24 protein-coding genes and 1 pseudogene are annotated in these 25101 nt (G+C 72.1%); 12 read left to right on the forward strand and 13 right to left on the reverse strand.

The genetic code is table 11. The annotated features are described in order from the left end of the window. Nucleotides 1–91: 91 nt before the first annotated feature. Both ACIBK5_RS14340 and ACIBK5_RS14345 read right to left on the reverse strand, forming a co-directional pair. On the reverse strand, nt 92–613 hold the full coding sequence (locus tag ACIBK5_RS14340) for a hypothetical protein (RefSeq protein ID WP_399019409.1): 522 nt from the start codon (nt 611–613) through the stop codon (nt 92–94). Between the two features lie 87 nt (nt 614–700). Further along, nucleotides 701–1264, reverse strand: coding sequence for a CGNR zinc finger domain-containing protein (locus tag ACIBK5_RS14345; RefSeq protein WP_399019410.1), 564 nt, complete (start codon nt 1262–1264; stop codon nt 701–703). An 86-nt stretch (nt 1265–1350) separates the two neighbouring features. On the opposite strand from ACIBK5_RS14345, the gene ACIBK5_RS14350 reads away from it, so the two are divergent. Beyond that, nucleotides 1351–2046: a haloacid dehalogenase type II gene (locus tag ACIBK5_RS14350; RefSeq protein ID WP_399019412.1), complete on the forward strand. Its 696-nt coding sequence runs from the start codon at nt 1351–1353 to the stop codon at nt 2044–2046. Between the two features lie 72 nt (nt 2047–2118). Here the strand turns inward: ACIBK5_RS14350 and ACIBK5_RS14355 are convergent, their stop codons facing one another. From ACIBK5_RS14355 to ACIBK5_RS14370, 4 genes and pseudogenes are all read right to left on the reverse strand, one after another. Continuing rightward, nucleotides 2119–3336: an MFS transporter gene (locus ACIBK5_RS14355; RefSeq protein ID WP_399019414.1), complete on the reverse strand. Its 1218-nt coding sequence runs from the start codon at nt 3334–3336 to the stop codon at nt 2119–2121. A gap of 97 nt (nt 3337–3433) precedes the next feature. Further along, nucleotides 3434–4394 (reverse strand): annotated as a pseudogene (locus ACIBK5_RS14360) (endonuclease/exonuclease/phosphatase family protein); the annotation flags it as partial. 267 nt (nt 4395–4661) lie between these two features. Then, nucleotides 4662–5312, reverse strand: a complete 651-nt coding sequence (locus ACIBK5_RS14365; RefSeq protein ID WP_399019415.1) for a TetR/AcrR family transcriptional regulator — start codon at nt 5310–5312, stop codon at nt 4662–4664. A gap of 72 nt (nt 5313–5384) precedes the next feature. Then, entirely contained in the window at nt 5385–6986 is a 1602-nt protein-coding gene (locus ACIBK5_RS14370; RefSeq protein WP_399019417.1) for an MFS transporter, read from the reverse strand. Between the two features lie 201 nt (nt 6987–7187). On the opposite strand from ACIBK5_RS14370, the gene panB reads away from it, so the two are divergent. The 3 genes from panB to ACIBK5_RS14385 all read left to right on the forward strand — a co-directional run bounded on the left by panB (nt 7188) and on the right by ACIBK5_RS14385 (nt 10009). Beyond that, entirely contained in the window at nt 7188–8039 is an 852-nt protein-coding gene (panB, locus tag ACIBK5_RS14375) for a 3-methyl-2-oxobutanoate hydroxymethyltransferase (protein ID WP_399019419.1), read from the forward strand. A gap of 132 nt (nt 8040–8171) precedes the next feature. Continuing rightward, nucleotides 8172–9191: an ATP-binding cassette domain-containing protein gene (locus tag ACIBK5_RS14380; RefSeq protein ID WP_399019421.1), complete on the forward strand. Its 1020-nt coding sequence runs from the start codon at nt 8172–8174 to the stop codon at nt 9189–9191. Further along, entirely contained in the window at nt 9188–10009 is an 822-nt protein-coding gene (locus ACIBK5_RS14385) for an ABC transporter permease (RefSeq protein WP_399019423.1), read from the forward strand. Before ACIBK5_RS14380 ends, ACIBK5_RS14385 begins: the two co-directional genes overlap by 4 nt. A gap of 29 nt (nt 10010–10038) precedes the next feature. On the opposite strand, the gene ACIBK5_RS14390 is transcribed toward ACIBK5_RS14385, so the two are convergent. Beyond that, on the reverse strand, nt 10039–13314 hold the full coding sequence (locus ACIBK5_RS14390; RefSeq protein ID WP_399019425.1) for a BTAD domain-containing putative transcriptional regulator: 3276 nt from the start codon (nt 13312–13314) through the stop codon (nt 10039–10041). 194 nt (nt 13315–13508) lie between these two features. Next, nucleotides 13509–14054: a DUF6578 domain-containing protein gene (locus ACIBK5_RS14395; RefSeq protein ID WP_399019427.1), complete on the reverse strand. Its 546-nt coding sequence runs from the start codon at nt 14052–14054 to the stop codon at nt 13509–13511. Between the two features lie 105 nt (nt 14055–14159). Between ACIBK5_RS14395 and ACIBK5_RS14400 the strand changes: the two genes are divergently transcribed. After that, the gene (locus ACIBK5_RS14400; protein ID WP_399019428.1) at nt 14160–14960 is read left to right on the forward strand and encodes a site-2 protease family protein; all 801 of its coding nucleotides are present in this window, start codon (nt 14160–14162) and stop codon (nt 14958–14960) included. 9 nt (nt 14961–14969) lie between these two features. On the opposite strand, the gene ACIBK5_RS14405 is transcribed toward ACIBK5_RS14400, so the two are convergent. The 3 genes from ACIBK5_RS14405 to ACIBK5_RS14415 are packed head-to-tail and all read right to left on the reverse strand — an operon-like array spanning nt 14970 to nt 17045. Further along, entirely contained in the window at nt 14970–15200 is a 231-nt protein-coding gene (locus ACIBK5_RS14405; protein ID WP_399019430.1) for a hypothetical protein, read from the reverse strand. 13 nt (nt 15201–15213) lie between these two features. Beyond that, a complete protein-coding gene (npdG, locus tag ACIBK5_RS14410) occupies nt 15214–15933 on the reverse strand; it encodes an NADPH-dependent F420 reductase (protein WP_399019431.1) in 720 nt (239 codons plus the stop codon). A 38-nt stretch (nt 15934–15971) separates the two neighbouring features. After that, the gene (locus tag ACIBK5_RS14415) at nt 15972–17045 is read right to left on the reverse strand and encodes an exo-alpha-sialidase (RefSeq protein ID WP_399019433.1); all 1074 of its coding nucleotides are present in this window, start codon (nt 17043–17045) and stop codon (nt 15972–15974) included. 118 nt (nt 17046–17163) lie between these two features. On the opposite strand from ACIBK5_RS14415, the gene ACIBK5_RS14420 reads away from it, so the two are divergent. Then, on the forward strand, nt 17164–17766 hold the full coding sequence (locus tag ACIBK5_RS14420) for a hypothetical protein (RefSeq protein WP_399019435.1): 603 nt from the start codon (nt 17164–17166) through the stop codon (nt 17764–17766). Between the two features lie 199 nt (nt 17767–17965). Here ACIBK5_RS14420 and ACIBK5_RS14425 read toward each other — a convergent pair whose 3' ends face one another. After that, on the reverse strand, nt 17966–18199 hold the full coding sequence (locus ACIBK5_RS14425; protein WP_184596201.1) for a hypothetical protein: 234 nt from the start codon (nt 18197–18199) through the stop codon (nt 17966–17968). A gap of 58 nt (nt 18200–18257) precedes the next feature. On the opposite strand from ACIBK5_RS14425, the gene map reads away from it, so the two are divergent. Further along, nucleotides 18258–19115: a type I methionyl aminopeptidase gene (gene map, locus ACIBK5_RS14430; RefSeq protein ID WP_399019438.1), complete on the forward strand. Its 858-nt coding sequence runs from the start codon at nt 18258–18260 to the stop codon at nt 19113–19115. Between the two features lie 157 nt (nt 19116–19272). Continuing rightward, complete coding sequence (locus tag ACIBK5_RS14435) at nt 19273–19920, forward strand: heme oxygenase (biliverdin-producing) (RefSeq protein ID WP_399019439.1); 648 nt, start codon at nt 19273–19275, stop codon at nt 19918–19920. A 54-nt stretch (nt 19921–19974) separates the two neighbouring features. On the opposite strand, the gene ACIBK5_RS14440 is transcribed toward ACIBK5_RS14435, so the two are convergent. Then, the gene (locus ACIBK5_RS14440) at nt 19975–20619 is read right to left on the reverse strand and encodes a PhzF family phenazine biosynthesis protein (RefSeq protein ID WP_399019440.1); all 645 of its coding nucleotides are present in this window, start codon (nt 20617–20619) and stop codon (nt 19975–19977) included. Nucleotides 20620–20683: 64 nt separating this feature from the next. Here ACIBK5_RS14440 and ACIBK5_RS14445 point away from each other — a divergent pair, with 64 nt between their 5' ends. The 4 genes from ACIBK5_RS14445 to efeB all read left to right on the forward strand — a co-directional run bounded on the left by ACIBK5_RS14445 (nt 20684) and on the right by efeB (nt 25099). Then, nucleotides 20684–21769: a FecCD family ABC transporter permease gene (locus ACIBK5_RS14445; protein ID WP_399019442.1), complete on the forward strand. Its 1086-nt coding sequence runs from the start codon at nt 20684–20686 to the stop codon at nt 21767–21769. Further along, nucleotides 21769–22599, forward strand: coding sequence for a heme ABC transporter ATP-binding protein (locus tag ACIBK5_RS14450; RefSeq protein ID WP_399020001.1), 831 nt, complete (start codon nt 21769–21771; stop codon nt 22597–22599). Before ACIBK5_RS14445 ends, ACIBK5_RS14450 begins: the two co-directional genes overlap by 1 nt. Before the next feature lie 97 nt (nt 22600–22696). After that, the gene (gene efeO, locus ACIBK5_RS14455; protein ID WP_399019443.1) at nt 22697–23845 is read left to right on the forward strand and encodes an iron uptake system protein EfeO; all 1149 of its coding nucleotides are present in this window, start codon (nt 22697–22699) and stop codon (nt 23843–23845) included. 12 nt (nt 23846–23857) lie between these two features. Continuing rightward, on the forward strand, nt 23858–25099 hold the full coding sequence (gene efeB / locus ACIBK5_RS14460) for an iron uptake transporter deferrochelatase/peroxidase subunit (RefSeq protein ID WP_399019445.1): 1242 nt from the start codon (nt 23858–23860) through the stop codon (nt 25097–25099). Nucleotides 25100–25101: the final 2 nt, after the last annotated feature.

Here is a 25101-nt window from a genome sequence, read left to right on the forward strand (position 1 = left end):
GGCCTCCAGGGCCTGCCGTCCGGATCGCGCCGCAGACGCGGGGCTGACAAGGTGCCGCCGCTTCCCTGCGACCTGATCCAGACGACAGGCCCTAGCAGCCCGCCTCGGCGCCGCTGTTCACGAACGAGTCGGCGCTGATCGAGTAGCCTGCCCCGGCCGTGAGGTCGGGGCGGCTTCCGTGGCCGTCCTCCGCGAGGCCCTCGGCGGTGAGGAAGGCGATCCGCAGGGACATCCCCTCCTTTGCGAAGCACAGGTCATCGGGCGAGGCCGCACGGGCCGGCGGGGCCCATCCGTCTCGTTCCGCCGCCGTCCGGTAGTGTGCGGCGACTTCGGCCCGTGTGCCGGGGAAGGCGTAGGTCCGGTTGGCGTACACCGAGACATCGCCGCTGTCCGCCCAGCAGCCGGCGTCGACCTTCTCGAAGCCCCGCGCGACGGTGGCCCCGGCGGGCCGGGAGTCGAGGATGCCGAGCGCGGCCATCTCCTTGACCCGGTCGTCGGTCCCTCCGCAGTCCCTGGCGAGTTCCTGTAGCGCGCAGCCGGTGAGCGTGCCGGCGGCGAGCACGATCGACAGGAGCAGGGGTACGGGGCGGGTGGTGCCTGTCCGTAAAGGCATGCGGGCTCCGGGAACAGGGTCAGGGCCAGGGCGGGGTCGTCATCCTCGCATCGCTCCTGGAGTGAGCGTGACACTTTGACGATCCTGCTAGGGCCCCACAGGCCCCACAGCGTCGACAGCCCCCCGTCTCCGCGCCCGATAAGCCGCGGCCTTGACCCGGTTCCCGCACTCCTCCATCCCGCACCAGGCCCGCCGCGCACCCCGTGACCGGTCCAGGTAGACGCGAGTGCAGCCGGGGCGGCCGCACTCCTTGAGGCAGGCGTGGGGGTCGGCCAGCAAGGTGATACCGCTCCGGGCCAGTTGGGACAGTGCCGCGGGGAGGTCCCCCGATGTGCGCAGGCCCGTGTCGCCGAGCTCGATCGCGCACGGCGGCCCGGCAGCCGTGCCGTTGACGAGGTCGAGACTGCCCGGGTCGAAGGGGCGGTCGAGTACGCGGTCGAGGGCCAGTCGGTAGAGCGCCTCTCGCAAGGACAGCGCCGACGCGAAGTTCCGTCTGTCGACGCTCACCCGGTCGGGAAGCCCGTCACACGCGGCCACCCACCGTTCGAGATCCGCGGGCGCGGCCAGGAGGTCGACGGGTTCGTCCCGGCGGCTCAGCACGGTGCCGGTCAGGTCGAGGGCCGGGTCGCCGCTCACGAAGGTGAAATCCACGTCACCATCTTGACCGGTGACGAGACATCCGGGCAACATCGTCACCAGTTGAAGAGGTGACGACAGTCGTGAGCGCAGGAGGTCGTATGAGGGGGATCCGCGATATCGAGGTCGTCGTCTTCGATGTCCTCGGAACGCTCGTCGATGAATCCAGCGGGCTCAGGGCAGCGATGCGCGAAGCGGCCCCCGCAGCCGACGAGGCGGCCGTCGACGCATGGGTCAGCCTGTGGCAGCGGCACTGCGAGCGTGAGCAGCGGCGCATCGAGCAGGGGCACCGCCCGTACGCCAACGCCGAGATCATCGACGCGGAGGCCGCCCGGCTCGTCGCCGAGCGGGCCGGGATCACCGATCCGGCTGCCGTCGCCCGGCTGGCCACGGCGGGGCAGCGCCTGCCCCCGTGGGACGACTCCGTCGCCGGGCTGGAGCGGCTCGCGCGGCGGTTCCCCGTGGTCGGGCTCTCCAACGCCGGCCGCACCGCTCTGCCGCGACTCAACGCGCATGCGGGGCTGCGCTGGCATCAGGCCCTGTCCGCCGAGGCAGTCCACGCCTACAAACCCGCACCGGAGGTCTACCGGCTCGCCCTCGACACCGCCGGATGCCCACCGGAGTGCGTCCTCATGGTGGCCACGCACGCCTGGGACCTGCGCGGAGCTCGGGCGGCGGGCATGCGGACCGCCTACGTCCGCCGGCCGGCCGGGGATCCGCCGACGCGCTCCGACGACTTCGACGGACGGTTCGACGGACTCGATCAACTGGCCGGCGCGCTGACACCGAGCCGATGAAACAGAGCGGCAGCCCGTGGGACCAACCCCACGGACTGCCGCCCGAGTCACCTCACCGGCGCGTACCAACGGTCAGTGACGCACCGTCTCCGCTTCCTGCGGGACGTGGCTCGCCACGATCCGCTCGCGTCCGGCGGCCGGGGCCCGGCGCCGGTCCACCGTGTACGCCACCGCCGCCACGGCCAGGCCGAGGACGGCCAGGGCCGCGCCCGCCAGGGCCGGGGAGGTGACCCCGAAGCCCGCGGCCAGGGCGAGGCCGCCGATCCAGGCGCCGCCCGCGTTGGCCAGGTTGAAGGCGGCCTGGTTGGCGGAGGAGGCCAGGGAGGGGGCCGAGGAGGCCTTCTCCATGACCATCAACTGGAGCGGGGAGCCGGTGGCGAAGGCCGCCATGCCGAGCAGGATCACGGCCACGGCGGCCGTGACCTCCGTGCGCATCAGCAGCGGGAACAGCGCCAGCACCACCACTAGGGACCCCAGGCCGCCGAAGAGCGTGCCCCGCAGGGAGTGGTCGGCCAGCCGGCCGCCGAGCAGGTTGCCCGCGGTCGCGCCGACGCCGAACAGCGCCAGCAGCAGGGTCACGCTGGCCCCGGCGTAGCCGGCGACGTCCGTGAGCATCGGCGTGATGTAGCTGTACGCCGAGAAGAGGGCGCCGAAGCCGGCGACCGTGGTGCCGAGCGACAGCCAGACCGGGAGGGAGCGCAGGGCGGCGAGTTCGCCGCGCAGGCCCTGTGCGGTGGTGTGCTCGTGGTCGTGCGGGATCAGGAACGCGAGCGCGGCGATCGCCGCCAGGCCGATGGCGCTGACGCCGAGGAAGGTCGCCCTCCAGCCGAGGTTCTGGCCCATGAGGGTCGCGACCGGCACGCCCAGGACGTTGGCGACCGTCAGGCCGAGGAACATCAGGGAGACGGAGCGCGCCTTGCGCTCCGGGGCGACCATGTTCGTCGCGACGACGGCGCCCACACCGAAGAAGGCGCCGTGCGGCAGGCCGCTCAGGAAGCGGGCCGCCAGCAGCCAGCCGTTGTCGGGCGCCAGGGCCGACAGGGCGTTGCCCGCGACGAACAGTCCCATCAGGCTGATCAGGACCGTGCGGCGGGACATCCGGGCCGTGACCGCGGCCAGCAGCGGGGCGCCGATGACGACGCCCAGCGCGTACGCCGACACCAGATGGCCGGCGCTGGGTATCGAGATGTGCAGGTCGTCCGCGACATCGGGCAGCAGCCCCATCATCACGAACTCGGTGGTACCGATGCCGAAGGCGCCCACGGCGAGGGCGAGCAGGGCCAGGGGCATGAGGAAGCCTTTCGAGTCTTGCTGGGGGATCCGTACTTTCGTATGTTCAAGTACGGAACAAAGTCTCTCAGGCCTGCTATTCCGCCTACGGCCCTACTCAGCCGTCTGTGGCGACCTTCACACGGGCGGCGATCGGCAGATGGTCACTGCCGGTCTCCGGCAGCGTCCAGGAGCTCTCCGGATCCAGGCCCCTGACCATGATCTGGTCGATGCGCGCCATCGGGAACGACGCCGGCCAGCTGAACCCGAAGCCGTTGCCGGCCGCGCCCTGCGTGGAGCGCATCTGGGAGGTGACGGCGTTGAGCGCGCGGTCGTTCATGGTGCCGTTCAGGTCGCCGAGCAGCACGACGTTCTTCAGCGGCTCGTGGGAGATGGCCTCGCCCAGGGCGTCCGCGCTCCGGTCGCGCTGCCGGGCCGTGAAGCCGGCCTCCATCTTGACGCGCACCGACGGCAGGTGCGCGACGTAGACCGCGACCTGCCCGGACGGGGCGGTCACGGTGGCGCGCATCGCCCGGGTCCAGCCCAGGTCGATGTCGACGGCCCGTACGCCGGTCAGCGGGTACTTGCTCCACACCCCGACCGTGCCCTCCACCGAGTGGTAGCGGTAGGTCGACGCCAGCGCCTTCTCGTACGTCGGGACGGCGGAGGCCGTCAGTTCCTCCAGGGCCAGTACGTCCGCGCCGGAGGCGGCCACGTCACGGGCGGTGCCGGCCGGGTCCGGGTTGTCGGCGTTGACGTTGTGCGTGGCCACGGTGAGGTCGCCGCCGGTGACGGTCTTGTCGCTGAGCTGGCCGCCGAAGAGGTTCAGCCAGACCAGCGACGGCAGCAGCAGCGCGATCAGCGCGGTCGCCGACTTGCGGATGACGGCGAGCAGGAGCAGCACCGGGACGAGGAGCCCCAGCCAGGGCAGAAACGTCTCGATGAGGCTGCCCAGGTTGCCGATGGTGTTGGGAATGTGCGAGTGCACCAGCATGACCACGGCCAGCAGCACCGCGCAGAGGGCCACGACCAGACCGCGCCGCCACATCCTCGGGTCGCCCCGCCGGCCGCCGGACATACGGTCGAACAGGCGGCGAAGCCGGTTTCCCCGGCGCTCGGGCCCCGAGCCGCCGTTGTCCGTCTCCGTCATGTACGCCTGCTGCGCCATACCGTCGCCTCACTGCCTGCCGTGCACACCATCGCCCCCGTGTCATTACGACCCTAGGGGATGATCCGTTCCGTTCCCGCCGTCCGTCGACGGCCGTACGGGGGCGAGGACGAGCGAGTCGGCGCGGCGAGTTCCGGTCACCCCCTGTGAAAGCGCGTGCTGTGACGAAACGCGCACACTAGGACGGCCGCGGAACCGAACTGACGGACGGTGAGCTGCCGGGACGCAGTCCTTCGAGCAGCGTGTCGACGACCTGTTCGGCGAGGCCCTCCGGCAGGTCGGCGTCCGGGTGCAGGACGGCGCGCAGCAGCAGGGGGCCGACGAACAGGTCGTTGAGCAGGTCGAGGTCGACGTCCGCGCGCAGTTCGCCGTTCTCCTGGCCGCGGCGCATGACCTCCATGCCACGCCGGCGGCGCGGCTCGATGACGGTGGCGTGGTACGCCGCCCAGATCTTCGGGCTGCTCTTCATCTGGGCGTGCACGCTGTGCAGGATCGCCGAGGAGCGGTTGGCCAGTCCGCGCAGCCGCACCTGTTCCAGCAGGACCACGAGGTCGTCGCGCATGGAGGTGCCGGGGAGCGGCGGGTCCGGGAGTTCGGCGGCGCGTACGACGTCGACGAAGAGCTCCTCCTTGCCGCTCCAGCGGCGGTAGATGGTGGCCTTGCCGACGCCGGCGGTGCGGGCGACGCGCTCGATGGACAGCTCCCCGAGGGGCACGCCCTCCTCCAGGAGCCTCATCACGCCCTCGATGATGGCGCGTTCGACGGCCTCGCTTCTGGGGCGGCCCCTCGGGGGGCCGTCGTTCGGGGGGTGCCGTTCGGCGAGGCTCACGTCGCTCCGTCCTTTGCCGGCTGGTGGGTTGCTGTCGTGGGTTGCTGTCGTGGGTTGCATTGTCGCGCAGGGTCACGACCGCGCGTCCGACAACTCCTTCTCCTCCTCCCCCTGCTCGGGGGCCGGGGGCTTCCCGGGCAGGAACAGCGCCACGACGACGGTGCCGATCAGGGCGACGCCCGCGCCCCACAGGGCGGTGATGTGCATCGCGTGCAGGAAGGCGTCGTAGGCGGGGGTGACGAGGGTCTTGCCCTCGGGGCCGAGCTTGGCCGCGACGCCGAGCGTGGCCTCGATGGACTCGCCGGCGGTGTGGCGTACGGCGGGCGGCAGGGCGCCGAGCCTGTCCTCGATGCCGGTGCGGTACGCCGTGGACAGCACCGAGCCGAGGACGGCGATGCCGAGGGCGCCGCCGACCTGCCGGAAGGTGTTGCTGAGCGCGGAGGCGGAGCCGGCCTTCTCGCGGGGCAGGGCCTGCATGATGACGACGCTGACCGGGGTCATGATGTGCGCCATGCCGGTGCCCATGAAGAAGAAGATGACCTCCAGGATCCAGATGGGCGTGTCCGCGTCCAGAGTGGCGAAGGCGGCCAGCATCGCGGCGATGAGCAGCATTCCAGCGGTCGTGGTGGCCTTGTTGCCGAAGCGGTCGACCAGCAGCCGGGCCCGTGGCGCGAAGATCATCTGGGCGGCGGCCAGCGGCAGCATCAGCAGGCCGGTCTGCAGCGGCGAGTAGCCGCGCACGCTCTGTGTGTAGAAGACGGAGAAGAAGGTCACGCCCATCAGGGCGAAGAACACCAGCGCGATGGCGGCGATGGCGGACGAGAAGACCTTGTTCTTGAAGTACGTGACGTCGATGGACGGATGGTCGCTGCGCTTCTCGAACACCACGAAGGCGACGAGGACGGCGAGACCGGCGCCGATCGTCGACAGCACGGTGACGTCGGTGAAGTCGGCGAGCTGGCCGCCCTTGATGATGCCGTAGACGAGCAGGACCAGGCCGACGACGGAGAGCACGACGCCGACGGGGTCGACGCGGCCCGGCTTCGGGTCGCGGGAGTCGGGCACCAGCCACAGCATCAGCACGAGGGCGAGCAGCACGATCGGCACGTTGATGAGGAAGACCGAGCCCCACCAGAAGTGGTCGAGGAGCACACCGCCGGTGATGGGCCCGATGGCGATGGCGAGGCCGACGCCGCCCGCCCAGATGCCGATGGCCTTCGGCTGCTCCTCGCGCTCGAAGACGTTCATGAGGACGGCGAGGGTGGCTGGCATGACGAACGCGGCACCCAGGCCCATCACGGCCCGGAAGGTGATCAGCTCCCCCGGCGAGCCGGAGAAGGCGGCGAGCGCGGAGCCGATGCCGAACACGGCGAGGCCGCCGAGCAGCACCTTCTTGCGGCCCAGCCGGTCGCCGAGCAGCCCGGCGGTGAACAGCAGGCCCGCGAAGACGAGGGTGTAGGCGTTGATCGCCCACTCCAGCTCGCTCTGTGTGGCACCCAGGCCGGTCGGGGCCGGGGTGGAGATCGTCTTGATGGCGACGTTCAGGATCGAGTTGTCGAGGACGACGATCAGCAGGCTGAGCATCAGCACACCGAGGATCGCCCAGCGGCGCCGGTGCACCGCTTCCGGTATCCGGGGGCCGGTGGGGGCGGCGCGGTCGGCAGGAGTAGTCATGCCGTCGAGCGTAGAACCATTTCGATACGAGACCGTCTCGTATTGGAATACCTTTACCGAGCTCTTACGCGCCCCGTGCTCGGGACGCCGGGTCGGAACTCACAGGGGCTCCCCTAGCCCTGGTCGGCACGAGGTGCCACCATGGACGTGGTCCGGGGACGCCGTCAGGGCGCCTCGAGATGACGTGTGAGGAGCCGTGCAATGACGCAGCTTTCGGCTGCCCAGAGCGCAAAGACGCTGTACGGGGGCAAGGGCACCCGCCGTATCACCGTGCGCGACATCGCCGCCGCCAAGGAGCGGGGCGAGAAGTGGCCCATGCTCACCGCCTACGACGCGATGACCGCGTCCGTGTTCGACGAGGCCGGCATCCCGGTCATGCTCGTCGGCGACTCGGCGGGCAACTGCCACCTCGGGTACGAGTCGACCGTGCCCGTCACCCTCGACGAGATGACCATGCTGTCGGCGGCGGTCGTACGGGGCACCTCGCGCGCCCTGATCGTCGGCGACCTGCCCTTCGGCTCCTACCAGGAGGGTCCGGTGCAGGCGCTGCGCTCGGCGACCCGGCTGGTGAAGGAGGCGGGCGTGCAGGCCGTGAAGCTGGAAGGGGGCGAGCGGTCGCACGAGCAGATCCGGCTGCTCGTCGAGTCCGGCATCCCGGTCATGGCGCACATCGGCCTGACCCCGCAGTCCGTCAACGCGATGGGCTACCGCGTGCAGGGCCGGGGCGAGGAGGCGGCCCAGCAGCTGCTGCGGGACGCCAAGGCCGTGCAGGACGCGGGCGCGTTCGCGGTGGTGCTTGAGCTGGTCCCGGCGGAGCTGGCGGCCGAGGTGACGCGGGTGCTGCAGATTCCGACGGTGGGGATCGGGGCCGGCCCCGAGACCGACGCGCAGGTGCTGGTGTGGACCGACATGCTGGGTCTGACCGGCGGGCGCGTCCCCAAGTTCGTGAAGCAGTACGCCGACCTGCGTGAGGTCATGAGCGGTGCGGCCAAGGCGTTCGCCGAGGACGTCGTCGGCGGAACGTTCCCGCAGGAGGAGCACTCCGTCCACTAGAGCCACAGCGGTACCACCGACGGCCCGCCGGCCTTCCCCCAGTCGGCGGGCCGTTCCCGTGTCGGGGCCCCGACACCGGTCTGTCGGTCGCTTGTCGGTGGTTTGTCGGTGGGCCCTGAGACCGTCTGTCCCATGACGCGAATCGACACACACGCCGGCGGCGCCGCGGTCACCGTGCGGGGGCTGGTGAAGCACTACGGCGAGACCAAGGCACTGGACGGGGTCGACCTGGACGTGCGGGAGGGCACCGTGATGGGGGTGCTCGGCCCGAACGGGGCCGGGAAGACGACCCTGGTGCGGATCCTGTCCACACTGCTCGCCCCCGACACGGGCCGGGCGACCGTCGTGGGCTACGACGTCGTACGGCAGCCCCGGCAGCTGCGCCGGGTGATCGGACTCACCGGGCAGTACGCCTCCGTGGACGAGAAGCTCTCGGGCTGGGAGAACCTGTACATGATCGGGCGGCTACTCGATCTGCCCCGCAAGAACGCCCGGGGCCGGGCCGACGAACTGCTGGAGCGCTTCTCGCTCACCGAGGCCGCCAAACGGCCCGCCGCCACGTACTCCGGAGGCATGCGGCGGCGGCTGGACCTGGCCGCGTCGATGATCGGCCGGCCGGCCGTGCTCTTCCTGGACGAGCCGACCACCGGGCTCGACCCGCGCACCCGCAACGAGGTGTGGGACGAGGTCAAGCGCATGGTCGGTGACGGCGTCACCGTGCTGCTCACCACCCAGTACATGGAGGAGGCCGAGCAGCTCGCCACCGAGCTGACGGTCGTCGACCGCGGACAGGTCATCGCGGGCGGTGCCATCGAGGAGCTGAAGGCGAAGGTCGGCGGCCGTGCGCTGCGGATACGCCCGGCCGATCCGACGCAGCTGCGGCCTCTCGCCGCCGCGCTGGACGAGCTGGGGATCACCGGGCTCGCCACCACGACCGTGGACACCGACCGGGGCGACGTCCTCGTGCCGATCCTCAGCGACGAGCAGCTGACCGCCGTGGTCGGCGCCGTCACCTCGCGCGGCATCACCCTCTCCTCCATCACCACCGAACTGCCCAGCCTGGACGAGGTGTTCCTGTCCCTCACCGGCCACCGCGCCAGCGCCCCGCAGGACACCGTGCCCGCCGACGACCGTCAGGAGGTCGCCGTATGAGCGCCGCCACCGCAGCCATCCACGAAGGCGAGGCGGACGCCCGTATCTCGCCGCGCGCCCATCTGCGCCACACCGGGGCCCTGGTACGCCGCAATCTGCTGTGGATCCGCAAGGACCCGGAGTCGATGGCCGACGCGCTGCTGATGCCGGTCATCTTCACCCTGCTGTTCGTGTTCGTCTTCGGCGGCTCGATCGGGCAGGCGCTGGGCGGCGGGCAGGACCAGTACGTGCAGTACGTGATCCCCGGCATGATCGCGATGATGAGCATGACGCTGTCCCAGGGCGTCGGCACCGGCTTCAGCCAGGACTTCAACTCCGGTGTCATGGACCGCTTCCGGTCCCTTCCCATCGGCCGCGGCTCGGTGCTCTTCGCGAAGATCTCGGTGGAACTGCTGCGGATGCTGTTCGCGACCGCCGTGCTGATGATCGTCGCCGTCGCGGTCGGGTTCGAGATCGAGAACTGGCTCGGGCTGCTCGCGACCGTGGCCCTGTCGACGGCGTTCGCCTCGTCGATCATGTGGGTGTTCCTCACCCTGGGCGTGATCATGAAGAACGCGCAGTCCGTGCAGGCGATGGGCTTCCTGGTCCTGTTCCCGCTCCAGTTCGGCTCGTCGATCTTCGCGCCGACGACCTCGATGCCGGGCTGGCTGCAGGCCTTCACCGACTACAACCCGCTGTCCACGCTGGCGGACGCCGCGCGCGGTCTGATGGTCGGCGGCCCGGTCGCGCACGATCTGTGGGTGACGCTCGGCTGGTCGGTCGCGATCACGGCGGTGATGGCGCCCATCGCGATCCACAAGTTCCGCACCAAGAGCTGACCGGAGGGGTCGCCTTCACGCCTTTCGCGTCAGACCAGGGCGGTGGCCTCCTCGGGGGAGAGGCCGCCGCCTTCCGCGTACGCGCTCTCGTACGCCCGGTCGCCGAGCACCGCCCGGGCCCGCCGTTCCGCCCGCTCGCGGATCTCGCGCTCCTGCCGCGCCGCGACATGGCCGGGCGGCAGGAGGCCGTCGGCGGCGCCCAGGCAGCGGGCCGCGTCGCGGGCGCGGTGCCCGCCGTCGAGAACGGCCAGGGCTCCGGCCCCGATGGTCAGGTACACCGCCCGCATATGGGGGGCGATGACCAGCGAGCGCGGGTCGGCGGCGCGCTCCAGCGCCTTGCGGATCAGGTCCAGGCACTCCACGTGACGCCCCTCCACGGCGTCCAGCCAGGCCTCGGCGCCGAGGATGAACGCGTCGAAGACGATGAAGTGGGCGATACGGAAGTCCTGCCGCAGCCGCCGCAGTTGCTCACGTGCCTCGGGGACACGGCTCGTCAGGCCCAGCCAGACGGCCAGGAAGAGGCGGGCGGCGGGCATGGCCTCGCTGATCGAGTCCCCGCGCTCGGCGATCACCTCGCGCAGCAGCCGCTCGCCGCGCTCGGCCTCGCCGGCCTCCAGCAGCGCGTTGCCGAGCCGGGCGGTCAGCACGGCCGTCTGACCGTGAGCGCCGAGGTGTTCCGCGTGCGCGATCGCCGCCTCGTAGTCGGCGGCGGCCAGGGCGTAGGCGCCCCTGCGTTCGTGGGTCTCGGCGCGTGCGGAGAGGGCCTCAGCGGTGCCCCAGGCGTCGCCGAGGCTCCGGTAGATCTCCAGCGACTCGTCGGCGTCCCGGGCGGCGTCGCCCGCCCAGTCGGTGCGGTTGGCGAGGAAGTTGGCCCGCATCTGGAGACCGGAGGCCAGCTCCCACTCGAAGCCGGGGGTCTCCCGGCAGGTGCGGATGGACGCCTCCATGACGACGCGCAACCGGTCCATGTCACCGGTCAGCATCACGGCGAAGAACCAGAGCAGGCCGGGGAGCCGGCAGGTCTGCGGGAGGCCGGGCTCGTAGGTCTCGGCGATGATCTGAAGCTTCTGCTGGGCCCGCGGGGTCTGCCAGGCGTCCAGCTCGGTGTCCATACAGGCGAGATGGGCCAGATGGATCCCGCGCCGGGCCTCCTGGAGGACCTCGCCGGTCATCGGGGGCGGCGCGTCGGTGCAGCGCTGCCAGACCGGGGCGGCGCGGCGGACGGGCTCGGTGAAGGGGTCGGGGCCGAGGGCCATGACCTCGGAGCACCAGGTGCGGGCCTCGATGCGCAGGTCGCGCATCTGCCAGTACCAGACCAGGGACAGCGCCAGGCAGAGCGCCTCCTGCTCGTCGCGCAGGGCGACGGCGTGGCGCAGTGCGGTGCGCAGGTTCTCGTACTCCCGCTCCAGCCGGTGGATGGCGGCGAGCTGGCCGGGTCCGTGCAGCAACGGGTCGGTGACGCGGGCGAGTTCGCGGAAGTACGTCAGATGGGCCCGTTCGGCCCCGGCGCGCTGTCCGGCCTCGTCCAGCCGCTCGGCGGCGTACTCGGCGACGGTCTCCAGCAGCCGGTAGCGCATCTCGCCGTCGGCCGACTCCTGGGGTGGGGCGGCCACGACCAGGGAGCGGTCGACGAGCGAGCCGAGCGCCTCCAGGGCGACCGGCCCGCACACCGCCTCGGCGGCCGGGAGGTCGCAGCCGCCCGCGAACACCGACAGCCGCCGCAGGACGTCCCGTTCGTCCTCGTCGAGCAGGTCCCAGGACCAGTCGACGACGGCCCTGAGGGTCTGCTGGCGGGGCAGGACAGTGCGGCTGCCGGAGGTGAGCAGGCGGAAGCGGTCGTCGAGCCGGTCGGCGATCTGGCGGGGCGTGAGCATCCGCAGCCGGGCGGCGGCGAGTTCGATGGCCAGGGGCAGGCCGTCGAGACGCCGGCAGATCTCGGCGCACGCCTCGGGGTCGTCCTGGACGCGGAAGCCGGGCCGGGCCACCGCGCCCCGGTCGGCGAGCAGCCGCAGCGCGACCGGCTCGGGCAGCGGCTCCACGGGCCGCAGCAACTCCCCCGGCACACCCAGGGGTTCACGGCTGGTGGCGAGAACGGTGAGTCCCGGGCAGCGCTCCAGCAGTTCCTCGGCGAGCCGGGCCGCGGCGTCGGCGACGTGCTCGCAGTTGTCGAGGATCAGCAGCATGCCGGGCCGGGAGCAGTGCTCGGCGAGCCGCTCGACGGGGTCGTCGAGCCGGTCGGCGACGGCGGCCCGGATGCCCTCGGCTCCGGCGCCGTACAGCACCGTCTCGCGGGCGCCGACGGCGGTGAGCACGGCTTCCGGTACGGCGGCCGGGTCGTCGACCGGGGCGAGTTCGGCCAGCCAGACGCCTCCGGACAGGGCGGGCCGTACGGTCTCGGCGGCCTCCTGCGACAGCCGTGTCTTGCCGGCCCCGCCGGGCCCGAGCAGGGTGACCAGCCGGGCCGTGGTGAGATCGCTGCGGATGGTCTCGATGTCGCTCTCGCGGCCGATGAAGGAGGTGAGCCGGGCCCGCAGGTTGCCGACGGGCCGGGGCTCGGGGGCGGACGCGGGGCTGTCCCCGAGGCTCAGCAACTCCGCGTGCAGGGACCGCAGTTCCGGCCCCGGGTCGGCGCCCAGCCGGTCGGCGAGCAGCCGCCGGACCTCCTCGTAGGCGTCCAGGGCCTCCGCCGTGCGGCCCGCGTCACGCAGGGCGCGCAGGCGCAGGGTCTGGAGGGGTTCGTCCAGGGGGTGGCCGTCGCACAGGGCGGTGAGCTCCGGCAGGGACTGCTCGGCCTGGCCGAGGGCGAGGGCGGCGGTGTGGCGGGCGCGCAGGACGTCCAGGCGGCGGGTGTCTCTGCGGGCCGCCTCGGCGGTGCGGTCGGGGAGGTCGGCGAGGGCCGGGCCGCGCCACAGGGCGAGGGCGTCGTCGAGGATCACGGCGGCCTTGGCGGGGTCGCCGTCGGCCAGGGCCCGCAGTCCCTCGCCGGCCAGCCGCTCGAACCGGTGCAGATCGATGTCGTCGGGCGCGGCGGCCAGCCGGTACCCGCCCTCGGCGGAGGCGACCGCGTCCGCCCCGAGCGCCCGCCGCAACCGCCCGACCAGCGCCTGCAGCGCCGCCGGCCCGTCGGCGGGCGGGACACCGTCCCACACCTCGTCGACGAGCAGCCCCACGGGCACGGTACGGCCGGCCCGCAGAGCGAGCACGGTCAGCAGCGCACGCAACCGCGCCCCGCCCACCGAAACGACCGTGCCGTCGGTGCGGAGCGCCTGTGTGGTGCCGAGGATGCGGTAGCGCACGGGGTCCATTGTCTCCGGTGGTACGACGAGGGGGCACGAGGTTTCCACGGCGCGGCGGGCGCGCGGGCCGGGGCAGGGGTGGCGGGGCCGGTCACGCAGCCGCGGGCGTGCGTGCCGCCCCAGCTGCGGGCATGCGTGCCGCTAGGGGCGGCACGGGTGGGCGCAGCGGAACCCGCTCCGCCGGGCTGCGAGCCCACCCGGCCTCAGCCCCGACGCCGCCCGGCGCCCTTCGTCCTCGGTGGGGCCGCGCCCGTGCTCAGCGACTCCAGGGCCACCACCACCCCCGACTCCCTCCACCGACGCCCCTGCTCCGCCACCCCGTCGGCGAACCACTTCGGGCACTGCTCGACCGTCCTCAGACTCCGCTCCCCCGGGACCGGCTCCCAGCAGCGCGAGCCGGGCGCGCTCTCGGCGTAGCCCTGGGACAGCACCTGCACGGCCCGCACTCGCCCGGCGACCTGGGGCCAGGACGCGCCGTGCCGCTCGACGGAGAGCAGCCCGACCCACCGGGCAGACCTCCGGCGCTGCCCACCCAGCGCCACCGTCAGGCCCGAATCCTCCCGCACCACCCGGACGCCGCCCACGTGCTCCACCGGCCCGGCGACCTCGGTGAGCTGGTCCTGCCAGCCACCGCCGTGTACGTCGGCCGGTTCCAGGAGCAGGGGCCAGCTCACCTCGTCCCCCACCGAGAACGGCGTGCCGCAGCACTCCATCTGCCAGTCCGCGTAGAACACGTGCCAGAGCCCCATGCCCCCACCCTCTCCGGAACCGGCCGCCCCGCGCGAGACGTTTTCCCCGTGCGCCCGGTACGGTCGGGCAGTCCCATCGCGTGTCCGAAGAGTGCAGGGAGCCCCATGACCACCGCCACCAGCCGCCACAGCGAGCGCCGGATCAGTCCCGTGTTCGTCGGGATCATGGCCGTGACGGCGGTCACGGGCTGGGCGACCTGGACCGGGTTCGCTGAGCAGCCCGGCGTCGCCGTGTTCCTCTTCGTGACGGCGGCCTGGATCGTCTCCCTGTGTCTGCACGAGTACGCGCACGCGCGTACCGCCCTGCACAGCGGCGACATCTCGGTCGGCGCGAAGGGCTACCTCACGCTGAACCCTCTGAAGTACACACACGCGCTGCTGAGCATCGTGCTCCCGGTGATCTTCGTGATCATGGGCGGGATCGGTCTGCCCGGCGGCGCGGTGTTCATCGAGCGGGGGCGGATCCAGGGGCGCTGGAAGCACAGCCTCATCTCGGCCGCGGGTCCGCTCACGAACGTGCTGTTCGCGATCGTGTGCACGGCCCCGTTCTGGCTGGGCGCCCTGGACGGGGTGCCGAGCGACTTCCGGTTCGCCCTGGCCTTCCTCGCCCTGCTCCAGGTGACGGCCGCGCTGCTGAACTTCCTGCCGGTGCCGGGCCTGGACGGCTACGGCGTGATCGAGCCGTGGCTGTCGTACAAGATCCGGCGCCAGGTGGAGCCGTTCGCGCCGTTCGGCCTGCTGTTCGTGTTCGCGCTGCTGTGGCTGCCGGCGGTGAACGGCGTGTTCTTCGACGTGATCGACACGATCCTGAAGTCCCTGGGGATCAGCGACTTCGAGACGTACTGCGGTCAGGAGCTGTACCGCTTCTGGCAGGGCTCGAACGAGTTCTGCCAGGCGGCCTCGTGACGGCAGCGGTCAGCGCGTGACCGACTTCTGGGCCCTGGCTCGCCGCAGGTAGTACCAGGCCATGTTGGACGACAGCCCGGCCAGCAGGACCCAGACGATCCCCAGCCAGCTGCCCTCCACGAAGGACACCACGGCCGCCGCCACGGCGAGGACGCAGACGATCAGGGCGTAAACGGCAAGGCGGGGCATTTCGGTCGACTCCTGTCGGGGGACACTGCTACGACGACCAGTGTCCCCCATGCACCTCACCGGCTCACACGTCGGTGACGCGCAGCCCCGCGTGTGCCTTGTAGCGGCGGTTCACGGAGATCAGGTTCGCCACCAGCGACTCCACCTGGTGGGCGTTGCGCAGCCGCCCCGCGAAGATGCCGCGCATCCCGGGGATACGGCCGGCCAGCGCCTGGACGATCTCGACGTCCGCCCGCACCTCGCCGAGCACCATCACGTCGGTGTCGATCTCGTCGATCTCCGGGTCCTGGAGCAGCACGGCCGACAGATGGTGGAAGGCGGCGGTGACCCGGGAGTCCGGCAGCAGGGCGGCGGCCTGCTCGGCGGCGCTGCCCTCCTCGGGCTTGAGGGCGTAGGCGCCCTTCTTGTCGAAGCCGAGCGGGTTGACGCAGTCGACGACGAGCTTGCCGGCCAGTTCCGCGCTCAGGGACTCGAGGGTCTTGCCATGGCCGTCCCACGGTACGGCGACGATCACGATGTCGCTGCGGCGCGCGGTCTCGGCGTTGTCGGCGCCCTCGACGCCGTGCCCGAGTTCCCCGGCCGCCGCCCGGGCGCGCTCGGCGGCCCGCGAGCCGATGATCACCTTCTGGCCGGCCCGGGCGAGCCGGTAGGCCAGGCCCTTGCCCTGCGGCCCGGTCCCGCCGAGCACCCCGACGACGAGTCCGGAGACGTCAGGCAGGTCCCAGGGGTCCTTGGCGGGGGCCTTCTGGGCGTTGTCGGTGGCAGCACTGTCGGTAGAGGTCATGGCCCCGACCTTACGTCCGCGCCCGCGCCCCGGGCGGTTCAGGTCAGCTCGGTCACGGGCACCCGCCGGAAGGTGATCGTCTCGTAGGCACTGAAGTCGCCGGTCTCGTACAACAACCCCACGGTGCCCGGGTCGACGCGGACCAGATCGGAGTACGCGGCGGGCAGGCCGTCCACCGTGAACGCCGGGCGCCAGGTGGTGCCGCCGTCGGCGGAGGCGCGGATCGTCATCAGGGCGCGGAAGCCCGGGTCGGCGGGACCGGAGTACAGGAGCACGTCGGGGTCGCGGAGTTGCAGGACGCTCGCCTCGCAGACCGGGGCGGCGAGACCGGCCTGCGGGCGGAAGGGCTTCACCAGGGTCTGCCCGCCGTCCGCGGAGTGGGCGTCGGCGCGGGTGCCGGGCGAGGTGGAGTCGTTGCGGGTGTTGAAGTAGACGCGGCCGTCGGGGAGTTCGGCCGCGGTGGTCTCGTTGGCGTTGATGTAGCCGTCGGTGTCGTCGTCGACGTACCCGATGCGCCAGGTCGTGCCGTGGTCGTCGCTGAGCAGGCAGTGGCCGCCGTTGTACCGGCCCTCGGTGCCGTTGTCCGTGCCGGTGGGCGGCAGGGAGTGGTTGGCGGGGACGACGATCCGGCCGGTGCTCAGCTGGATCGCGTGGCCGGGGGCGGTGGCGTACCAGCGCCACTGCGGCTTCTTGGTCTGCTGGGTGATCTCCTTCGGCGCCGACCAGGTGAGGCCCTCGTCGTCGCTGTGCCGCACCCAGACGCGGCGCCCGTCCGCCGCGCTGACCTTGCCGCGCCGGATGGCGTCCTCGGTGGCGAGGGCCGCGTTGCGCACGTGCACGAGCAGGACGCGGCCGGTGTCGAGGACGACGGGGGCCGGGTTGCCTGCGAGGGCGTCGCCGTTCTCCGCGGCGACCTGGAGCGGGCCCCAGGTGCGGCCGCCGTCCGTGGAGCGTTTGAGGACGACGTCGATGTGCCCGAAGTCGTCCCGGGAGCCGACCCGGCCCTCGCAGAAGGCGAGCAGGGTGCCGGTGACGGTGGCGACGACGGCGGGGATCCGGAAGCTGGCGTACCCCTCGCGGCCGGCGTGGAAGGGGACGCTGGTCTCGGTCATCGGCGGGCTCCTCCGGTCGTTCGACTGCGGCACGCGTGACCGGTCCATGTGCCCAAGCCGGGCGAATTCGTGGTGAATTCCACATCACGAGTGACCGGTCGGGGCAGGATGCGGTCGCATGGATGCCGTACGGGTCGCGCTGTTGCGGGAAGTGCTCGCCGGGACCGAGTGGCTGGGCGCCACGCGGCGGTTCGCCGGGGCGCTGCGGGGTTCGGTGGTGTCGCACGGGGGCGGGCTGCTGCTCGTCGGCACGCCGGAGTACGAGCCGTGGCATCTGGCCGCGCACCTGGTGGACGAGGCCGCGTGGTCGGGCACCCCGGAGCTGGCCCCGACGCTGGTACGGCACGACGCGCGCCCCTGCGACCCGGCGCATCTCGCGGTGGGTCTGGGACGGCTGGAGGCGGCCCGGCGGGGCGAGACGCTGCTGGTGGTGTCTCCCGAGGGCCCGGCCGCGCCACTCCTCGAACGGGTGTCAGACGCCCGGCGCGCCGGTGCGACGGTCCTGGCCCTCGGCCCCGGCGCGGGGGAGCTGCCGGCGATGGCCCATGAGACCCTGGCCGTCCCCGCCGGCTCGGAACTGGACCTGGACACGGTCCAGCACCTGGTCAGCGCGGCGGCCGGGGAGAACGCCCTTCCGACCCCGAGGGGCCGCCGCCGCTTCCGGGACAGGGTGTCGAGGCTGGCGGAGCATCTGACGGCCCCGCCGCCGGCGCGCTGGTGAGCCCGGGCCGGGGGGCGTCCCCGGCGCGACGCGGGCGATCAGCCGTGCCGTCGGCTCGGGCCGGCCGCGCCGTACGGCCGAATCCTGCTCACGGCCCGCGGCGAGCAGCCGGAGCCGGTCGGTGGAGGGTGCCCGGCCGGAGCGGCACGGGCGTGCGGGGACGGCACGAGCAGCCGCCCCCGGACGCCGGTGTGCGCGCTCAGGCGGTGTCGTCCCGGCCGCCCGCCGGGGCGTCGTGCCACTTGGGGTCGTTCTCCCACTGGAGGTTGCGCTCGCGTGCGGTCGCCATCGCGTGTTCGGCCTCCGTGCGGGAGGCGTACGGCCCGAAACGGTCCTTGTTGGGGCACTCCGGCCCTTCCTCGACCTTCTTGTGCTCCAGGCAGTAGTACCACTCACCCGGCTTGCCGACCGTGCGCTTCTTGAACAGGGCCATGACCAGCTCCTCTCGCCATCGACATGTTCCCCCGTGGGCGCTGGTTAGACTCGCTGGCATGTCTGGCCAGTCGCTGCTCGTCCCGGGGGAGCTGTCCCCCACCCGTCCCGTGCCCGGAAACATCCGCCGCCCCGAGTACGTCGGCAAGCCCGCGCCGACGCCGTACACCGGACCGGAGGTGCAGACCCCCGAGACGATCGAGGCGATGCGCGTCGCCGGCCGGATCGCCGCCCGGGCGATGGCGGAGGCCGCGAAGCTGATCGCCCCCGGGGTGACCACGGACGAGCTGGACAAGGTGGCGCACGCGTACATGTGCGACCACGGCGCCTACCCCTCGACGCTGGGCTACCGCGGTTTCCCGAAGTCGCTGTGCAGCTCGGTCAACGAGGTCATTTGCCACGGCATCCCGGACTCCACCGTCCTGCGCGACGGCGACATCATCAACCTCGACGTGACGGCGTACATCGGCGGCGTGCACGGCGACAACAACGCGACGTACCTGGTGGGCGAGGTCGACGAGGAGTCGCGGCTGCTGGTGGAGCGGACGCGGGAGTCCCTCGACCGCGCGATCAAGGCGGTCCGGCCCGGCCGGCAGATCAACATCATCGGCCGGGTCATCGAGTCGTACGCCAAGCGCTTCGGCTACGGCGTGGTCCGGGACTTCACCGGCCACGGCATCAACAGCTCGTTCCACTCGGGCCTGATCATCCCGCACTACGACAGCCCGCACGCGACGACGGTCATCCAGCCCGGGATGACGTTCACGATCGAGCCGATGCTGACGATCGGGACGCACGAGTACGACATGTGGGACGACGGCTGGACGGTCGTGACGAAGGACCGCAGGCGGACGGCCCAGTTCGAGCACACGCTGGTGGTGACGGACACGGGCGCGGAGATCCTCACGCTGCCGTAGCACCGCACGCACACCGCTGAACGGCCCGCTCTCCCCGGAGGGCGGGCCGTTCGCTTGCCCTCGGGAGGTTTTTACCGACACCGCGTCGGGAAGTTTACCGACAACAGGTCGGCAAGGCTATTGACTTAGGTTAGCCTAACCATAGAAAGTATCGCCCATGGAATCCTTCTCGACCCTCATTCGGACCGCTTCCCGAGAGCAGCACGAGGAGGTCAGGGGCTCGACCTTCATGAGCGACCTGCTGGGGCACAAACTGGGCGTCGACGCGTTCGCGCGCTACACGGAGCAGCTGTGGTTCGTGTACGGGGCGCTGGAGTCGGGGGCCGCGCGGCTGGCGGCGGACCCGGTGGCCGGCCCGTTCGTCCGCCCGGAGCTGTTCCGCATGGCCTCGCTGGAGCAGGACCTGGAGTATCTGCGCGGCCCCGGCTGGCGGTCGGGCATCAGCGCGCTGCCCGCCACCCTGGAGTACGCGGAGCGGATCACCGAGTGCGCCCGCGCCTGGCCGGCCGGCTATGTCGCCCACCACTACACCCGCTACCTCGGCGACCTCTCCGGCGGGCAGATCATCCGCGACACGGCCGAGAAGGCGTGGGGTTTCCCGAAGAAGGGCGACGGGGTCCGCTTCTACGTCTTCGAGCAGATCCCCAACCCGGCCGCCTTCAAGCGGAGTTACAGCGCGCTGCTGGACGCGGTGCCCGGTGACGAGCTGGAGCGGCAGCGGGCCGTGGCCGAGTGCAAGCGGGCGTACGCGCTGAACAACGCCGTGTTCCAGGCGCTGGGCGAGGAGTTCCCGCTGTCGGCGTAGACCGGTGCGGACGTGGGGCCGTGTCGGCGTGAGTCCGTGAGGCCTCCGCCCGGTTCAGCGTTCGAGGTGCACCCGGCCGCCGACCTCGGTCCAGCCGCCCGGCTGGGGCGCGGTCAGCAGCTGGGAGCCTGCGCCCTGGGTGATGTTGAGGGCCCGGCCCAGCCGGTCGGTGAGCAGCAGGGCGGCCGCCCCGGTGGCCTCGTCCTCGTCGATGCCGTCGCCGCGGCCGGGGAAGGCCCGGGCGCGGACCCGGCCGGCGGGCTCGTCCTCCCAGGCCCAGGCGTAGACCCACTCCCCCGGCGGCGGCACGGCCAGGTCGTCGACCTCGGCGGCACTGCCGTACTGCCGCAGGGTGCGCGGCGGCACCCACTCCGCCCGCGCCTCGATCCAGCAGAACTCCCCGTCCTGCCGGGCACCGACGACCCCGGCGGGGACGACCAGTTCGGGCACGTCGAGCAGCCACGCCGTCCCGACACAGGGATGCCCGGCGAAGGGCAGCCGCAGGGTGGGCGTGTAGATGTCGATCACGCCGCGCTCGGGATCGTCGACGAACACGGTCTCGCTGAAGCCGAGTTTCGCGGCGAACTCCTGCCGCTCGCTCTCCTCGGGCAGCACCGAACCCTCGCGGACGACCCCGAGTTCGTTGCCGTATCCACCGCGCGGCCCGCAGAAGACACGGAGTACGTCGTAGTCAGTCACACGGGCATTCTGCCTTGAACCCTTCACCAGCCACGACGACCGACAGAGAGCGAAGGAAGGCCGGATGACCGTCCTGGAGAGGCCCACCACGAGCGCGCCGCCCGAGACCCCGCCCCGAAGACGCCGTACGACGGCCTGGCTGCTGACCGCCGGACTGGTCGTGGCCCTTCTCGTCCTGGTCCCGGTCGCCGCCGGCACCGGCGCCTATCCCGTCCCGGTGGGTGACGTCCTGGCCTCCGTGCAGCACCGGCTGGGGCTGGGCGGCGGGGAGCTGGACCGGGTGGCCGAGTCGGTGCTGTGGAACGTACGGTTCCCGCGGATCGTGCTGGCCCTGCTGGTCGGCGCCTCGCTGGGCTGCGCGGGCGCGCTGATGCAGGGCGTGTTCGGCAACCCGCTCGCCGAGCCGGGTGTCATCGGCGTCTCCTCCGGCGCCGCGGTCGGCGCGGTCGGGGCGATCGCCCTCGGCGTGAACGTCCTCGGCACCTGGACGGTGTCCGTCTTCGCCTTCGTCTCCGGCCTGGTGACGGTGCTGCTCGTCTACGCGATGTCGCGTTCGGGCGGCCGTACGGAGGTGGTGACGCTGATCCTCACCGGCATCGCGGTGAACGCCTTCGCCGGGGCGCTGATCGGCCTGTTCCTGTTCTTCGCGGACACGGCCGCCGTCAACCAGATCGCCTTCTGGCAGCTCGGCTCGCTCTCCCAGGCGACCTGGCCGAAGGTGCTGGCGGTCCTGCCGTGCGCGGTACTCGGCCTGGCGGTCGCACCCCTGTACTCGCGCCGTCTGGACCTCCTGGCCCTCGGTGAGCGGCCCGCGCGGCATCTCGGCGTGGAGGTGGAGCGGCTGCGGATCGTGCTGGTCCTCGTCATCGCGCTGCTGACCGCGGCGGCGGTGAGCGTCTCCGGGATCATCGGGTTCGTGGGCCTGGTCGTCCCGCACCTCCTGCGCATGCTGGCCGGCCCCGGACACCGGTTCCTGATCCCGGGCAGCGCGCTGCTCGGCGCGCTCGTCCTGCTGGCGGCGGATCTGACGGCCCGTACGGTCGCCGCGCCCGCCGAACTCCCCCTCGGGGTGCTGACCGCTCTGCTCGGCAGCCCGTTCTTCTTCTGGCTGCTGCGCCGCACCCGGCGCCGACAAGGAGGCTGGGCGTGATCCGCCTGCGTACCCGACGTCCCACTCCCCCTGCCCGGCCCACGCCCGGCGACGTCCTGGCCGAGACCCGGAACCTGTATGTCCGGCTGGGCGCCCGCGAGGTGCTGAACGGCATCGACCTCACGGTCCGCGCCGGTGAGGTCCTCGCCCTGGTCGGCCCGAACGGGGCTGGCAAGTCGACGCTGTTGAGCGCCCTGGCCGCCGATGTCCCGGCCGCCCAGGGGCTCGTACGCGTCCACGGCCGCCCGGCGGCGGACTGGCCCGCACCCGACCTCGCCCTGCGCCGGGCGGTTCTGCCGCAGTCCGCGGCGCTCTCCTTCCCCTTCACGGTCGAGGAGGTCGTCCGTATGGGCCGGGCACCGCACGCCGCCTCCCCCACCACCACCCCGGCCGACGACGACCGGGCCGTCGCCGAGGCCATGGCCGCCACCGAGGTCACCGATTTCGCCGCACGCCCGTTCTCCGCGCTCAGCGGTGGCGAGCGGGCCCGGGTCGCGCTGGCCCGGGTCCTCGCCCAGCACGCCCCGCTCCTCCTGCTCGACGAGCCGACCGCGGCGCTCGATCTGCGGCACCAGGAACTGGTGCTGCGGCTGTGCCGGTCAAGGGCGCACGCCGGTGACGCGGTGGTCGTGGTGGTGCACGACCTGGGTCTCGCCGCGGCCTACGCGCACCGGGTCGCGCTGCTGTGCGCCGGTCGCGTCGCGGCGGACGGCCCGCCCGCCGAGGTCTTCTCCGAAGGACTGCTGACCGAGGTCTACGACCAGCCCGTGGAGGTCCTCCCGCACCCCCGGACGGGAGCGCTCCTGGTGACCCCCCGGCGGGAGCCTTGACTCTCCCTTGACTCCTTCATGAGGGCGATTTTGAGCCACTTAGGTAATCCTTATGTGGCCCTTAGGTGAGCCTCACCTTCCCTTCCCTGGAGCCCTCATGCGACCCGCCAGACCCGCTTCCCTCGTGATCGCCGTCGCGGCGGCCCTGACCGCCGTCTCCGGCTGCACCGAGAAGAGCAACGCCGAGGACGGCGACCGCGTCGTCCATGTCACGGCGACGGACGACAAGTGCGCGGTGTCGAAGAAGGAGTTCCCGGCCGGGCACGTCGAACTGGCCGTCGAGAACAAGGGTTCCAAGGTCACCGAGGTCTACGTCCTCTTCCCCGACGACCGCGTGGTCACCGAGCGGGAGAACATAGGACCGGGTACGAAGCAGCGCGTCACCGCCGAGGTGAAAGCCGGCGACTACCAGATCGCCTGCAAGCCCGGCATGAAGGGCAACGGCATCCGCCAGGCCGTCAAGGTCACCGGTGGCAAGGCCGTCAAGCGCGACCCGCGCCTGGACAAGGCCGTGGCGGCCTACCGCGCCTACGCGCAGCAGCAGGCGGACGAGACCCTGCCGAAGGCGAAGACGTTCGCCGACGCCGTCGAGGCCGGCGACCTCGAAGCCGCGAAGAAGGCGTACGCCCCCTCCCGCATCGGCTGGGAGCGCACCGAGCCGGTCGCCGAGTCCTTCGGCGACATCGACCCGAAGGTCGACGTCCGCGAGGACGGCCTGGAGGACGGTCAGGACCCGGCCACCGACTGGACCGGCTGGCACCGCCTGGAGAAGGCCCTCTGGCAGGACAAGAAGATCGGCGACCGCGAGAAGGAACTCGCCGGCACGCTCATCACGGACCTGAAGGACTGGCAGAAGCGGGTCGGCAAGGCCGAGATCACCCCCACCTCCATGGCCAACGGCGCCAAGGAACTCCTCGACGAGGTCGCCACCGGCAAGGTCACCGGCGAGGAGGAGCGCTACTCGCACACCGACCTGGTCGACTTCAAGGCCAACGTCGAGGGCGCGCAGCAGTCCTACGAACTGCTGAAGCCGGTCGCGAAGGAGAACGACGCGGCCCTCGTCACCGAACTGGACAAGCAGTTCACGGCGCTGAACACCCTGCTCGACAAGTACCGCCCGAACACCACCTCCTACGAGTTCACCTCGTACGACAAGGTCGGCAAGGCGGACCGCAAGGAGCTGTCGGACGCGGTGAACGCGCTGGCGGAGCCGCTGTCCAAGCTCGCCGCCGCCGTCGCGAAGTAGGGGGACCCGCCCATGACGGACAACGACACACGCTCCCCCTCCCGGCGTTCCCTGCTCGGCTGGGGCGGCGCGGGCCTGGCACTCGGCGCCGCCGCCGCGGGTGGCGCGGTGGCGATGGCCCGTACCGGCGAGGACCCCCCGCCGGACGCCGGAACCGCGGTCCCCTTCCACGGTGCGCACCAGGCCGGCATCGCCACCCCGGTACAGGACCGCCTGCACTTCGCCGCGTTCGACGTGACGACCGACGACCGCCCGCGGTTCGTCCAACTGCTCAAGGACTGGACGGAGGCTGCCCGGCGGATGACGGCCGGACACCCGGTGGGCGAGGGCGCCTACGGCGGCCTGCCCGAGGCGCCCCCGGACGACACGGGCGAGGCCCTGGGCCTCAAGCCCTCCCGCCTGACGCTCACGATCGGCTTCGGCCCGACCCTGTTCGAGAAGTTCGACCTCGCCGACCACCGCCCCGAAGCCCTGGTGGACCTGCCGAAGTTCGCCGGCGACAACCTGGACAAGACCCGCAGCGGCGGCGACCTGTGCGTCCAGGCGTGCGCAGACGACCCACAGGTCGCGGTCCACGCGATCCGCAACCTGGCCCGCATCGGAATGGGCAAGGTGGTCATCCGCTGGTCGCAGCTCGGCTTCGGCAAGACCTCGTCGACGACGCCCGAGGCGCAGACCCCGCGCAACCTGATGGGCTTCAAGGACGGCACCCGCAACATCGCGGGCACGGAGACGGCCCGCCTGCGCGAGCACGTCTGGGTGTCCGGGAAGGACGGCGGCCCGGCCTGGATGGCGGGCGGCTCCTACCTCGTCGCCCGGCGCATCCGTATGCACGTCGAGCCATGGGACCGCACCTCGCTCCAGGAGCAGGAGGACATCTTCGGCCGCGACAAGGGCGAGGGCGCCCCGGTCGGCAAGGCGAAGGAACGCGACGAGCCGTTCCTGAAGGCGATGAAGCCCGACGCGCACGTCCGGCTCGCGCACCCCGACTCCAACCAGGGGGCGACGATCCTGCGCCGCGGCTACTCCTTCACCGACGGCACGGACGGCCTGGGCCGCCTGGACGCGGGCCTGTTCTTCCTGGCCTACCAGCGGGACGTCCGCGAGGGCTTCATCCCGATCCAGCGCAATCTGGCGACAGACGCGCTCAACGAGTACATCCAGCACGTGGGTTCGGCGCTCTTCGCGATCCCGCCGGGCGTCCGGGACAAGGACGACTGGTGGGGCCGGACGCTGTTCCCCGAGGAGGCCTGAGC

It is taken from the genome of Streptomyces sp. NPDC050546 (genome assembly GCF_044457425.1).
In the GTDB taxonomy this organism is placed as follows: Bacteria; Actinomycetota; Actinomycetes; order Streptomycetales; family Streptomycetaceae; genus Streptomyces.

Coding starts and splice junctions, on each gene's coding strand:
- ACIBK5_RS14340 (WP_399019409.1), bottom strand. CDS start 613: ATGCCTTTACGGACAGGCACCACCCGCCCCGTACCCCTGCTCCTGTCG.
- ACIBK5_RS14350 (WP_399019412.1), top strand. CDS start 1,351: ATGAGGGGGATCCGCGATATCGAGGTCGTCGTCTTCGATGTCCTCGGA.
- ACIBK5_RS14355 (WP_399019414.1), bottom strand. CDS start 3,336: ATGCCCCTGGCCCTGCTCGCCCTCGCCGTGGGCGCCTTCGGCATCGGT.
- ACIBK5_RS14370 (WP_399019417.1), bottom strand. CDS start 6,986: ATGACTACTCCTGCCGACCGCGCCGCCCCCACCGGCCCCCGGATACCG.
- panB (WP_399019419.1), top strand. CDS start 7,188: ATGACGCAGCTTTCGGCTGCCCAGAGCGCAAAGACGCTGTACGGGGGC.
- ACIBK5_RS14380 (WP_399019421.1), top strand. CDS start 8,172: ATGACGCGAATCGACACACACGCCGGCGGCGCCGCGGTCACCGTGCGG.
- ACIBK5_RS14385 (WP_399019423.1), top strand. CDS start 9,188: ATGAGCGCCGCCACCGCAGCCATCCACGAAGGCGAGGCGGACGCCCGT.
- ACIBK5_RS14390 (WP_399019425.1), bottom strand. CDS start 13,314: ATGGACCCCGTGCGCTACCGCATCCTCGGCACCACACAGGCGCTCCGC.
- ACIBK5_RS14395 (WP_399019427.1), bottom strand. CDS start 14,054: ATGGGGCTCTGGCACGTGTTCTACGCGGACTGGCAGATGGAGTGCTGC.
- ACIBK5_RS14400 (WP_399019428.1), top strand. CDS start 14,160: ATGACCACCGCCACCAGCCGCCACAGCGAGCGCCGGATCAGTCCCGTG.
- ACIBK5_RS14405 (WP_399019430.1), bottom strand. CDS start 15,200: ATGGGGGACACTGGTCGTCGTAGCAGTGTCCCCCGACAGGAGTCGACC.
- npdG (WP_399019431.1), bottom strand. CDS start 15,933: ATGACCTCTACCGACAGTGCTGCCACCGACAACGCCCAGAAGGCCCCC.
- ACIBK5_RS14415 (WP_399019433.1), bottom strand. CDS start 17,045: ATGACCGAGACCAGCGTCCCCTTCCACGCCGGCCGCGAGGGGTACGCC.
- ACIBK5_RS14420 (WP_399019435.1), top strand. CDS start 17,164: ATGGATGCCGTACGGGTCGCGCTGTTGCGGGAAGTGCTCGCCGGGACC.
- ACIBK5_RS14425 (WP_184596201.1), bottom strand. CDS start 18,199: ATGGCCCTGTTCAAGAAGCGCACGGTCGGCAAGCCGGGTGAGTGGTAC.
- map (WP_399019438.1), top strand. CDS start 18,258: ATGTCTGGCCAGTCGCTGCTCGTCCCGGGGGAGCTGTCCCCCACCCGT.
- ACIBK5_RS14435 (WP_399019439.1), top strand. CDS start 19,273: ATGGAATCCTTCTCGACCCTCATTCGGACCGCTTCCCGAGAGCAGCAC.
- ACIBK5_RS14445 (WP_399019442.1), top strand. CDS start 20,684: ATGACCGTCCTGGAGAGGCCCACCACGAGCGCGCCGCCCGAGACCCCG.
- efeO (WP_399019443.1), top strand. CDS start 22,697: ATGCGACCCGCCAGACCCGCTTCCCTCGTGATCGCCGTCGCGGCGGCC.
- efeB (WP_399019445.1), top strand. CDS start 23,858: ATGACGGACAACGACACACGCTCCCCCTCCCGGCGTTCCCTGCTCGGC.